Annotated in this window: 7 protein-coding genes and 1 tRNA gene; 1 reads left to right on the top strand and 7 read right to left on the bottom strand. The window is 63.2% G+C overall.

Going from position 1 to position 11,968, the window contains the following annotated elements; all coding sequences use genetic code 11:
- Nucleotides 1–6: 6 nt before the first annotated feature.
- Nucleotides 7–1,122, bottom strand: coding sequence for a DNA cytosine methyltransferase (locus tag AB7Z56_RS02820; protein WP_441256154.1), 1,116 nt, complete (start codon nt 1,120–1,122; stop codon nt 7–9).
- A gap of 1,072 nt (nt 1,123–2,194) precedes the next feature.
- Nucleotides 2,195–2,284, bottom strand: a tRNA-Ser gene (locus AB7Z56_RS02815).
- 196 nt (nt 2,285–2,480) lie between these two features.
- Here AB7Z56_RS02815 and AB7Z56_RS02810 point away from each other — a divergent pair.
- The gene (locus AB7Z56_RS02810) at nt 2,481–2,822 is read left to right on the top strand and encodes a hypothetical protein (protein ID WP_063980509.1); all 342 of its coding nucleotides are present in this window, start codon (nt 2,481–2,483) and stop codon (nt 2,820–2,822) included.
- A gap of 37 nt (nt 2,823–2,859) precedes the next feature.
- Here the strand turns inward: AB7Z56_RS02810 and AB7Z56_RS02805 are convergent, their stop codons facing one another.
- The 5 genes from AB7Z56_RS02805 to AB7Z56_RS02785 form a co-directional block, all read right to left on the bottom strand.
- A complete protein-coding gene (locus tag AB7Z56_RS02805) occupies nt 2,860–4,323 on the bottom strand; it encodes a trehalose-6-phosphate synthase (RefSeq protein WP_028170078.1) in 1,464 nt (487 codons plus the stop codon).
- Nucleotides 4,324–4,558: 235 nt separating this feature from the next.
- The gene (gene otsB / locus AB7Z56_RS02800; protein ID WP_063980508.1) at nt 4,559–5,380 is read right to left on the bottom strand and encodes a trehalose-phosphatase; all 822 of its coding nucleotides are present in this window, start codon (nt 5,378–5,380) and stop codon (nt 4,559–4,561) included.
- Between the two features lie 3 nt (nt 5,381–5,383).
- Nucleotides 5,384–6,871, bottom strand: a complete 1,488-nt coding sequence (locus tag AB7Z56_RS02795; protein WP_063980507.1) for an MFS transporter — start codon at nt 6,869–6,871, stop codon at nt 5,384–5,386.
- A gap of 546 nt (nt 6,872–7,417) precedes the next feature.
- Nucleotides 7,418–9,451: a methyl-accepting chemotaxis protein gene (locus tag AB7Z56_RS02790; RefSeq protein ID WP_063980506.1), complete on the bottom strand. Its 2,034-nt coding sequence runs from the start codon at nt 9,449–9,451 to the stop codon at nt 7,418–7,420.
- Between the two features lie 234 nt (nt 9,452–9,685).
- Complete coding sequence (locus tag AB7Z56_RS02785; protein WP_231143781.1) at nt 9,686–11,725, bottom strand: methyl-accepting chemotaxis protein; 2,040 nt, start codon at nt 11,723–11,725, stop codon at nt 9,686–9,688.
- Between the last annotated feature and the right edge of the window lie 243 nt (nt 11,726–11,968).

Raw genomic sequence — 11,968 nt, 5'->3', positions numbered from 1 at the left:
TCTCGATCAGCGGACGCGACTTCGACGCGCGCGCCGGAGAAATGGTGCGAGCGAACGAAGCAGGATCTCCCCGAGTTGAACCGGTACCGCGTTTCCGATCTGCACTCCCGCCGCCATCAAGCCGCCCTTGAATACGAAATCATCCGGAAATGTCTGAATACGAGCCGCCTGACGGACTGTGATTCCGTGGTGTTGGGTAGGATGCACAAACCTACCTTTGGAAGGATTGATGCAAGCTGTCGTCATCGTAGGAGCAGGCTGCCTGGGGTCTATTCGACCATAGACGTCTCTATGGCCGTCATGTCCCTTGTGGCAATCCAGCAATCTTCCCGATGCGTTGCGACTTCCGCCATTGGGTGGTGTTCTCCTGAAAGCTTCGACGAGTTCGTCGGAGTGCTTCATGCAGATGCCGTTCTCATCATCGCGAGGCAAATTTCGGAAAACCGGTGCGCACGAGACCCAGCGGTTCAGATCCTTGTCTTTGATGCACGCCGTCTTGCTGCCATGCGAGGGCGCTGGCGGCCAGCAAAGATCGGCGCGGTCGAGATCTTGTCTGATCCCCAGGATGAAAACCCTCTTACGTCGCTGTGGCAAGCCGTGATCTCTGGCGTCGATCACGGCAGGTTGGCATACGTCGTAGTTCGTTGCCTTCGCCCGCCGATAGAAATCCTTCAAGAAGCCAGAATGCCTATCCCATAACATCCCCGGAACGTTCTCCATCAGAAACGCCGAGGGCTGAAAAGCGCGAACGAAATCGAAGTAGGTATGGATTAGATGGTTGCGCGGATCCTCCACGCCAGCATCGTTGATTCGGTGCGTCGAGAAGCCTTGGCATGGCGGCCCACCGAGAAGAAGGTCGCAGATTTTCTCATCGCCAAAGTGCGTGCTGGCCAACTTCCGCGGCGACATCCCAGTGATGTCGCCTTCCTCAAGGATCGTTCCGTGCCGCCGAAAGTTTTGACGGTAGGTATCGCAAGCGTGTTTGTCCTGTTCGATGGCCAGCTTGACCGAAAAGCCCACGCGAGCGGCGGCGAGCGAGAATCCCCCGGCACCTGCAAACAAATCTACGCAGGACAGCGCCCGACGACTGGCGGACGCTCTCCTCCTCTTCGCAGCCCCCATACTGACTTTCCCGCGACCCCGGATCGCAACGCGTCATCGGCGAATCTATAGCGGCTCCGCCAGCTGGTAAAAAGCCCCTCGCGCTGACAAATCCAAGAACCCGGTCGTCGGAGCACTAGTTCGCCCCCGAAGCGACGTCGGCCGAAATGAATACGTTGCATGCCAAGCCGAGACTAGACCTCAATCGTGTTTATTTCATTGATGGCCGTTGCATTGCGCGCGCGTCGTGTCCCAACTTGGAAAAATGCGAGTCTTCAGAATTGGTTATCGACTGCGCGACTGCAGTGTTCGAGGAAAGTGGTGGAGGTACCGCGCGTGCGGTAAGATCGAATGCGATCACGGTCGGATTGGAATTCTCGACAGAACGGTCGAGCAGCAAGCGCGCTAGCTGACCCAATGGCGTCTTCCGTCTGAAGTCTGATCTCCGAGACGCTTCGCGCGATCGACGCGTGTTCATTGCGAGGATCTCTTCGTCGAGGGCGGCAAGATTGATGCCGAGGCCTGGCAGCAACGCTCGTTACTCACCTAGGCGTCAACAAGGCGGCCCATTCAGGCTCGTTGCAAGCAGGGTGGAAACCAGGAGAACGCCGATCTCTTTCTTCTCAAAAGCGGAATATTGGAGCGCGCAGAACTACTCCGAGGCTCGCTCGCGGAGGGCGTTTTGTCGGCTCGCCTGGATACGCCGCGGCAAATCTCACCTTGGTCCGAAATATCCTCGTCTTGAAAACCAATCATCCGTCGTGGCTGCAGCAGGCGGCCCTGGAAACGTATCTTCGACGACCGAACGGTTCGGCTGGCTGCACAATACACCATGCTCATCTCTGATCTTTCCTCACTCTCGATCGCGCTTCACCAAACGGCGCTGATGGCGAAAACAGCGGTCGCTGCCGGTCGAGAGCGAGGCGATCCCCGCGAGGGCGGCGGCGTGGCTGGACGTTAACTATTGGCTACGCATGTCTGATGTCGCGGCCCGATTGACGCATTTTGTCGCATTTAAGCGTCAGCAGGATGGCCGGCGCTATGGCGGGTGGGCCTAGATTCTTGCAAAATATATAGTGATATCAGAGAGGTATGGCGGAGAGAGTGGGATTCGAACCCACGGTACGGTTTCCCGCACACACGCTTTCCAAGCGTGCGCCTTAAGCCACTCGGCCATCTCTCCGGAGCGCCCTCTCTTGAAGGGGAGCCGATGATTTTGCAAGAGATCGCGGGGAAATCGGGTGAATTTTCCGTAAGATATTGTATTTGAAAGACAATATCTGGCGCCAGCTGGCGCTTCGGAACCGCTCAAAGGCTGAACCGGAAGCGGGTTTGGCGCGACGATTCACTCAAGACCGCCAAACACGACCGGGGACGCCATGACCATCCAAAAGACCATCGTCGCGCTGGGCCTGATTTCGGCCCTTGGCTCCGCCTTTGCCGCGTCGGCCGCCGCGCAGGTCTGCACCCGGCAGGGCGTCGACGTGAGTTGCGACGACGGGCGGCGCGGGGTGCTTTCGGGCGATGCCATCATCTGGCCGGACGGGACGCGCTCGAACGCCTCGCCGCATCCGAGCGTGATCATCGGCAACAAGAGCTCGGTGCATGTCGGACCCGGCGTGTTCGTCGGCCAGGGCAAGGGCATGGTGCCGCTGGACGATCCCAACGCGCCGAACAAGCGGCAATGCGCGATTTTGGACGGGGTGTCGTATTGTTATTGAGCGCCTCTCCCCGCGAGAACGGGGAGAGCAAGCGAGCTTAAATCAGCCGCACACCTGATATCGCCGACTTCAGCCAGCGCAGTGCCTGCGGCGGCTGGGTCTCGAGCGGCGCGACGACGGCCTTTTCGGTCCGGCACTTCTCCAGCTCGGCGACGAAGTCGGCGGACCATTGCTGGATGGTGTGGCCGCGCAGCTTCTTCATCATCGCGTCCCAGCGCATCTTGCGCTCGGCGAGCGGCATCGCGGCCGCAACCGCGATCGCGCGCGCCATGCCGTCGATGTCGTGCGGATTGACCAGCAGCGCCGTTTCGAGCTCGTTGGCGGCGCCGGCGAACTTCGACAGCACCAGCACGCCGGGATCGGCCGGGTTCTGCGCGGCGACATATTCCTTGGCGACGAGGTTCATGCCGTCATGCAGCGGCGTCACCACGCCGATCTGCGCGGTGCGGTAGAGACCCGCGAGCACGGTCTGGCTGAAGCCCTTGTTGAGGTAGCGAATCGGCGTCCAGTCGACCTCGCCGTGGCGGCCGTTGACGTCGGTGACGAGACGCGCGACCTCGTTCTGGAGATTGCCATAGGCCTCGATCGCGCCGCGCGAGGGGTTGGCGATCTGGAGCAGCGAGATGCTGCGCGCGAACTGCGGATGCTCGGTCCAGAGCCGGTCGAACGCGCTGATGCGATTGACGAGACCCTTGGAATAGTCGAGCCGGTCGACGCCGATGGCGAGCCGCTCGCCGTTGAGGCTGCGGCGCAGCCGCGACACGTCAGGATGCGAGGCCGACTTCGCGGCGTAAGCTGCGAACTTCTCCGCATCGATGCCGATCGGAAAGACCTCGCAACGCGTACGGCCATGCTGCGAGATCGCAACGCCGTCTTCGACGGCGAGGCCGAGTTCGCCCGCGACATAGCCGAGGAAATTCTGGCAATCCTCATTGGTCTGGAAGCCGAGCAGATCGTAGGCCAGCATCGCCGTGATCAGCTCGCGATGATTGGGCACGCCCTGCATCACCGCGGCGACCGGCCACGGCGTGTGCAGGAAGAAGCCGATCGGATCATCGACGCCGAGATCGCGCAGCTCCGCGCCGAGCGCGAGGAAATGATAATCCTGCACCCAGAAAGCCGTTTTCGCTTTCCGGAAGCGCATCAAGGCGCGCGCCATGAAGGCGTTGACCTCGCGATAGCTGACATAGTCGTCGCGCGAGACGCGGATCAGATCGCTGCGCGAATGCAGCGCCGGCCACAGCGCCGAATTGGCAAAGCCTTCGTAATAGCCGCCGTAGTGCGCCGCCGGCAGATCCAGCGTCGCAATCGCACCCGAGCCAAGCGCTTCGATCTCGGCGAACGGTTCCTTCTGATGGCCGTCGCGCACACGGCCCGACGAACCCACCCAGATAGCACCCGAATGTTCCACCACGGGAAGCAATGCCGCAGCCAAGCCGCCCGTCATCGGCTCGTTGGGTTTACCGCGCGCAACTCGATTTGAAACGACGACTAAATTCACAGGTCGTCCCCTCCTTCATTCCAACCCGTTTAACTGCTGTTCATCAATATGGTTCCTGTCCATCATTTGTACGAAATGAAACCAAAATCAGGCACATGCGTTGGAACCAGTTTTTCTGCTGGGAACCCGGCGGTTTCGCTCAACAAAGTCAGTTTTCGTGACTGTGTTGCCCAGCATGAATTGCGCGCGCAAGCGAACCACGCGAGCGACAATGTGGCCCCGAGGTGTCGGTGCCTTATTCCAACCTTGTGTCGTCGAGCAGACGCGCGAGGAACGCGCGCACATCCTTCGGCTCATCGAAATGGCCGTTGACGCCGATGGCGCGGCGACCGACCGAGAAGGACAGCCCGTTCATGTCGGGCATGATCGCGAACACGGTCTCATCGGTAACGTCGTCGCCAATGAAGATCGGACGGCGCCCTTTGAAGGGCTCATGCTTCATCAATTCGCGCACGCCGGTGGCCTTGGTGAAGCCGGAATGCTTGATCTCGCAAACGAACTTGCCGGGCAGCACCTCGATCGGCGCATTGGGCAGATCGGCGCGGATCAGCGAGACGGCTTCGAAGATCGCCTTCTCCGCATGCGGCGCGAGACGATAATGCAGCGCCAGCGAATAGCCCTTGTCCTCGAGCAGAATGCCGGGGCTGAGCTTGGCGATCGCAGCCAGGCGCCGCTTCAGCTCCTTGTCCATCGGCGGCGCGTGCACGTCGTCGGCCTCATTGCCCACCGACAGGCGCATTTCCGCGCCGTGACCGGCGACCGCGCGAAACACGTCGGGTGCGAAGATCAGGTCGATGTCGTTGAGCGAACGGCCGCTGACCATCGCCAGCGCGCCGGACGTGCGCTCGGTCAACAGGTTCAGCGTTTCCGACAGGCCCGGCGGCACCCACACCTCGCGCGGCGTCGGCATCAGGTCGAGCAGCGTGCCGTCGATGTCGAGCAGGATCGCGGTCTCCCCCAGATGCGGCACGAGCGCATGCGGCACCGGCACCGCGTCGGGCGCTTCTTCGTCAACCATGGGGCGCTTCTGATCCAATTCCGCGAGTTCCGATTTCATAGTCTACTCCATAAAGGCAAGCGGCCGCGCGATTTGTTCGAGCGATTTGCGTTCCGCGGCGACGGCGTAGCGCCAGGCCACGATCGCAGCCACGATCATCAGGAAGGCCCCCAGCAAATAGCCCGCGAACACGCTGGTGCGTGATCCCGTGTCGATCAGCGCGCCGAACAGCGCGGGCCCGATCACGCCGCCGATGCCGGTGCCGACCGCGTAGAACACTGCAATCGCCAACGCGCGCACTTCCAGAGGGAACGTCTCGCTGACGGTCAGGTAGGCCGCGCTCGCGGCGGGCGAGGCAAAGAAGAAGATCACCATCCAGGCAATGGTCTGCCCCTGCGCGCTCAGCGCGCCGATCGAGAACAGATAGCCCGAGAGCGCCAGCAGCACGCCCGATACGCCGTAGGTAAACGTGATCATGACGCGGCGGCCGAGCGTGTCGAACAGGCGGCCGAGCAGCAGCGGCCCGAGGAAGTTGCCGGCGGCGAACGGCAGGAGATACCAGCCGACATGCTCGGCGCTGATGCCGTAGAAGTCGGTCAGCACCAGCGCGAAGGTGAAGAAGATCGCGTTGTAGAAGAACGCCTGCGCGCTCATCAGCACGAGGCCGACCAGGGAGCGCTGACGATAGACGAAGAACAGCGTGTGCACGACCTCCCTGATCGGAGTGTGGTCGCGCATCTTCAGGCGTATTTTCGTGAAGCGGCCATCGCTCGCATGCCGGTCATGCCCGATCACAGAGCGCTCGATCTCGTCCACGATGGCGTGGGCCTGGTCGGGCCGGCCGTGGATCATCAGCCAGCGCGGGCTCTCCGGAATCCACATCCGCATCAACAGCACGACGAGGCCAAGGGTCGCGCCGATGAGATAGGCGAGGCGCCAGCCGAGATCGGGACCGATCAATGCGGGATCGAGCAGCACGATGGCCGCCACCGCGCCCATCGCCGCGCCGATCCAGAAACTGCCGTTGATGACGAGGTCGGTCCAGCCGCGATAGCGCGCCGGCACCAGTTCCTGGATCGTCGAGTTGATCGCAGTGTATTCGCCGCCGATGCCGGCGCCGGTGAGAAAACGAAACAGCGCGTAACTCGCGACATTCCACGACAAGGCGGTCGCGGCGGTCGCGGAGAGATAAAGCGCCAGTGTGATGAAGAACAGCTTCTTGCGGCCGATGCGGTCGGTGAGCCAGCCGAAGCCGAGCGCGCCGAGCACCGCACCGGCAAGATACGCGGAATTGGCGATACCGAGATCGAGATTGGAGAATTGCAGCGACGGACTCTGCTTCAACGCGCCGGAGAGCGCGCCGGCCAGCGTCACCTCGAGCCCGTCGAGGATCCAGGTGATCCCGAGCGCCAGCACGACGCGGGTATGAAAGCCGCTCCACGGCAGCGCATCGAGCCGCGCGGGAATGCTGGTCTCGATGATGCGGTCAGCCGCGACCGCCGCAGAGACTGCAGGTCCATAATTCAGCGCTGGGCTTTGCTGCAATTCCATCGCGTTGCTGGGTCTAACCAATGGAAGCGGCCCCGGTTCACATGGTGTGGACAGGGGCGTTCCGATCATGGAGGTGCGGCATTCCGCCTGCCACCTGCGACAACGCCTGCGGCAAAGGCGGGTTCCCGCGGGAACAGCGCTCGACAACGCCTGCGGCAAAGGCGGGTTCCCGCGGGAACAGCGCTTGGGATCGTCCGTTTCCGATGGAGCCGCTGGGAGTTGACGCATGGCTCACGTCAGAAAGACGACACATTCGCGCAAAACCTGGAGCGCGCGAAGGTGGAGTTGAAGCGGACGTTCGGGAGGGAGTGAGACTCGCGCTCTTTACCCCCCGTCGTCCCGGACAAGCGAAGCGCAGATCCGGGACCATAACCACAGGGAGTGGTTTGGCGAAGACTTGGAGTTACCACCGTCCGTCTCAACTATCCGCTGGGAGTATGGATCCCGGATCGGCGCGCGCCTAAGGGCGCGCTTGTCCGGGACGACAGCGGAGTATGAGGCGATAGCGAGGTCTTCAAGCGCCAAGCGCCTGACGCGCGGCGAGCCTTACGCGGCCCTGATATTGCCCATAAAGCGATCGAGCTCGGCGCGCAGGCGCGTGCTTTCGGATGACAGCGTCTTGGCCGAGTTCAGCACCTCTTCCGAGGCCGAACCGGTTTCGGCGGCGCCGCGATTGACCTGACCGATGTCGGTGGCTGCGGTCTGTGTGCCCTGCGCAACGGTCTGGACGCTGCGGGCGATTTCCTGCGTCGCGGCGCCCTGCTGCTCGACGGCGCTCGCAATCGACGTCGAGATCGACGAGATCTGGCCGATGGTCGCGCCGATCTCCTTGATCGCGGCGACCGACTCGGCGGTCGCGCCCTGCATCCCCGTAATGTGGGAGGAGATTTCGTCGGTCGCCTTCGCGGTCTGGCTCGCCAGCGACTTCACTTCGCTGGCGACCACGGCGAAGCCGCGGCCGGCCTCGCCAGCGCGCGCCGCCTCGATGGTGGCGTTGAGCGCAAGAAGATTGGTCTGCTCGGCGATCGCCGTGATCAGCTTGACCACTTCGCCGATCTGCTGCGCGGCATGGGAGAGTTTTCCGATGCGGCCGTCGGTTTCCTTCGCCTGCACCACGGCAGCTTCCGCAATACGACTGGAGTCGCGCACCTGGCGGCCGATCTCCTCGACGGAGGCCGAGAGCTCTTCCGTCGCGGTTGCCACCGACTGCATGTTGCTGGAGGCCTGCTCGGAGACACCGGCGACCTGGCTCGACAGGCTCTGCGTGGTCTCGGCGGTGCGGGTCAGCGTGGAGGCCGCCGATTCCAGCTGCACGGCCGAGGCCGAGACGTTGGAGACGATGGCGCCGACGGCGCTCTCGAAATCGTCGGCAAAGCGAATCAGCTCGGAGCGGCGGCTTGCGGCCTGCTCGCGGTTCTGGGCTTCGCTGGCGGCGGCGTCGCGCTCGGCTTTCGCGACAGCCTGAACCTTGAATTCCTCGACCGCGCCAGCCATCTCGCCGATCTCGTCCTTGCGGCCCAGGCCCGGCAGCACGACGTCGAAATTGCCGGACGCAAGCTCGCGCATCGCCTTGCACATCGCGATCATCGGACGCGAGATGCCGTTGCCGAGCATCAGGGCCAGCACGGCGCCAATGGCGAGGCCGCCGAGCGCCATCATCAGCATCAGCCGTTCGGTCTCGGTGATGGTGGAGTTGGCGCTCGCTTCGATGCGCTGCTGATCCGAGGTCAGATCGGACCGCAACTCGGCCGAGAGCTTGAGAATGCCCGCCGCCGTCTTGGTCATCTCGCCGTTCAACTTGACGATGATCTTCACGTTCTCGGTCAGCTTCGAGAAAGAGGTGCGGTACTGCTTCAGCAGGTTGCCGATCTCGGTGACGCGGTCGGTGATCTTCTGGTCATTGGCATAGATCGAGACCAGCAGGGTCTCCAAAAACTTGATGCGGGCGATCACGCCGTCGGCGGTCTTCGGCTCCGGCTTGGCGACGAAGGCGCTGACCGAGGTGGAGACCGCGAGATATTGCGAGGTGACGTCCTTGGCGGTGGTCTGAACCGAGTTCAGGCCCGCCAGCGCGGCCGTATCGGCGAGATCGTCGAACTTGAAGCGGATCTTGTTGCCGACGCTGTTGAGCTCGTCGGCGGCGATCTTGTTGTTCTCGCGGGTCAACGTGATGATCTCACCGAACACCTTGGTGAAGCGCTGGAATTCGGCCTCGAGCTTGCCGACCTGCTCGCGGCGCGCCGCGCCGGTCGTGGCCGCCACCGACTTGGCGATCGCGCCCTTCAGATTCTCTTCGGCGGCCTTGGCCGCGGTCTCGTCATCGGTCGCGCCCGTTAGCGTATAGGCCCGCGCCAGTCCCTGATAGGCGATCAGCTCGCGGTCCACGGTCCGCGCGAGGTCCGCTTCCGACACGCTGGCCCGGTAGGAGGCGACGGCGGCCTGGATCCGCTCGAAGCCGAAATAGGCGAAAGCCATGCTGACGGCGAGGATGGCCAGCACCGCCACGAAGCCGAGGATGATTTTTGCACGAAAACGCAGGGTGAAGAGCTTCGATGTGTTCGGCGTCGACTTGACGGGCATTCCCCACCCCATTCCATTCGCGGAAAACCAGGCGCAGCCCGGAAGCAGCCCGCTTCCTGACTCGTGAGCACGGTAGAGTGCAAAGGATAAGCGGCGGTAAATTTATGGCGTCGCAACTTGCGGTTAGGTGACGCGGGGAGATGCGCACTCGGCTGTCGTCCCCGCGCTCACGCGCCTTCGCGGGACGACAGCCGAGAGTGACGCGACGGCAGCGGCTTCGGACGCGGCCGAGCCTTATGCCGCCCGGATATTCCCCATGAACCGGTCGAGCTCGGCGCGCAGGCGGGTGCTTTCGCTGGACAGGGTTTTGGCCGAATTCAGGACCTCCTCCGAGGCCGAGCCGGTTTCGGCGGCGCCACGGTTGACCTGGCCGATGTCGGTGGCGGCGGTCTGGGTGCCCTGCGCGACGGTCTGGACGCTGCGGGCAATCTCCTGCGTCGCGGCGCCCTGCTCTTCCACGGCGCTCGCGATCGAGGTCGAGATCGACGAAATCTTGCCGATGGTGGCGCCGATCTCCTTGATCGCGGCGACCGACTCGGCCGTCGCGCCCTGCATGCCCGCGATGTGCGAGGAAATCTCGTCGGTGGCCTTCGCGGTCTGGCTGGCCAGCGACTTCACTTCGCTGGCGACCACGGCAAAGCCGCGGCCGGCCTCGCCGGCACGCGCCGCCTCGATGGTGGCGTTGAGCGCCAGAAGGTTGGTCTGCTCGGCGATCGCGGTGATCAATTTGACCACCTCGCCGATCTGCTGGGCGGCGTGCGACAGCTTGCCGATCCGGCCGTCGGTTTCCTTGGCCTGAACCACCGCATCTTCCGCGATGCGGCTGGAATCGCGGACCTGGCGGCCGATCTCCTCGACGGAGGCCGAAAGCTCTTCCGTCGCGGTTGCGACCGACTGCATGTTGCTCGAGGCCTGCTCGGAGACACCGGCGACCTGGCTCGACAGGGTCTGCGTGGTTTCGGCGGTTCGGGTCAGTGTGGACGCCGCCGATTCGAGCTGCACAGCGGAAGCCGACACGTTCGACACGATGGCACCGACCGCGCTTTCAAAGTCATCGGCGAAGCGAATCAGCTCGGAACGACGTGCGGTGGCCAGTTCCTTGTTCTGGGCTTCGCTGGCGGCGGCGTCGCGCTCGGCCTTGGCCACGGCCTGAACCTTGAATTCCTCGACCGCGCCGGCCATCTCGCCGATCTCGTCCCTGCGGCCGAGGCCCGGCAGCACGACGTCGAAATTGCCCGACGCGAGCTCGCGCATCGCCTTGCACATCGCGATCATCGGACGCGAGATGCCGGTGCCGAGCAGAAAGGCGAGGATCGCGCCGAGCAGCGTGCCGCCGACGGCCAGCATCAGCACCAGTTGCTCGGTCCGTCCGATGGTCGCTTCCGACTCCGAATCCAGCCGCTGCTGTTCGGCGACGAGGTCCGCCTTCATGGCGGTGGCGCCTTGCAGGATCGCACCGGCAGAACCGCTCATCTCGGTGACGAGCTCATCCACCATCTTGGCGTTGGCGATCAGCTTCTCCAGCGCTTCGCGATAGGCCACGAGGATGGTCTTGGCGTCCTTCAGGCCGGCGACGATCTTGTCGTCCATGGAATAGACCGCGCCGAGCGAATTCTCGACGAATTTCAGCCGCGCCAGCGCGCTGGTCGCGATCGCCTGGTCGGACGTCAGCACGAAATTGGTCGCCGCCGCGCTCGCGGTCTGGAACTGGGCGTTGACCTGCTTGGTGCCGAACTCGATCGACTGCGCCTCGGAATCGGAGGCATTGTTGCCGATATCGTCAAGCTTGTATTTCAGGAGATTGGCTTGGCGCGTCAGCTGGTTCTGCACCAGCAGCGCGCTGTCGCGCTTGGCCTGGAGGACCTTTGCGAAGGTTGCGGAGAAGTTGGAGAATTCCTTGGCGAGCTTGTTGAGGCCCTCCTGCCGCGCCGGCTTCTGGGCACTCTTGACCGCCTGGTCGATGGCGCTCTTCAGGCCGGTCTCGGCGTCCAGCGCTGCCTTGGCATCGTCCTCCTTGCCGGTGACGACGAAATAACGGACTGCCGAGCGGTAGGCGAGCAGCTCGCGGTCGATGTTGCGGGCGAGATCGGCCTCGGTGACGCTGCTGCGGTAGGACCCGACCCCGGCCGAGACCCGCTCGAAACCGAAATAAGAGAAAGCCATGCTGCCGGCGGAGATCACCAGCACCGCGGCGAAGCCGAGGATGATCTTGGCGCGGAACCGGAGGGTCGGAAATATTGTACGCTTCGACGGCGACGCGATACGCCCGGACATTCCAACCCCCATTTTCTATTCAGCCGTGATCCGGAGGCGCCCCGCCGGATGCGCAAAACTAGGGCAGAATGGATAAAGGGCGGTAAATTCGCCGCACCTGCGCAATTTCCGGCTTTGTCGGCCAAAAGCCGACCGGATGGGATGACGGCTGGCATCCCACATGGGCCGACCATTTTGCGGCGGTCGACCCGCTTCGCCGGCCCAAGTCATTGCCCGCTCGTCAGGATCGATAACTTTTCCATG

It is taken from the genome of Bradyrhizobium sp. 482_C4_N1_8, assembly GCF_052075965.1.
Classification (GTDB): Bacteria; Pseudomonadota; Alphaproteobacteria; order Rhizobiales; family Xanthobacteraceae; genus Bradyrhizobium; species Bradyrhizobium barranii.
This window is presented reverse-complemented; position numbering and strand designations above follow the sequence as displayed.

Coding starts and splice junctions, on each gene's coding strand:
- AB7Z56_RS02810 (WP_063980509.1), top strand. CDS start 2,481: ATGACCATCCAAAAGACCATCGTCGCGCTGGGCCTGATTTCGGCCCTT.
- AB7Z56_RS02795 (WP_063980507.1), bottom strand. CDS start 6,871: ATGGAATTGCAGCAAAGCCCAGCGCTGAATTATGGACCTGCAGTCTCT.
- otsB (WP_063980508.1), bottom strand. CDS start 5,380: ATGAAATCGGAACTCGCGGAATTGGATCAGAAGCGCCCCATGGTTGAC.
- AB7Z56_RS02790 (WP_063980506.1), bottom strand. CDS start 9,451: ATGCCCGTCAAGTCGACGCCGAACACATCGAAGCTCTTCACCCTGCGT.
- AB7Z56_RS02785 (WP_231143781.1), bottom strand. CDS start 11,725: ATGTCCGGGCGTATCGCGTCGCCGTCGAAGCGTACAATATTTCCGACC.
- AB7Z56_RS02820 (WP_441256154.1), bottom strand. CDS start 1,122: ATGGGGGCTGCGAAGAGGAGGAGAGCGTCCGCCAGTCGTCGGGCGCTG.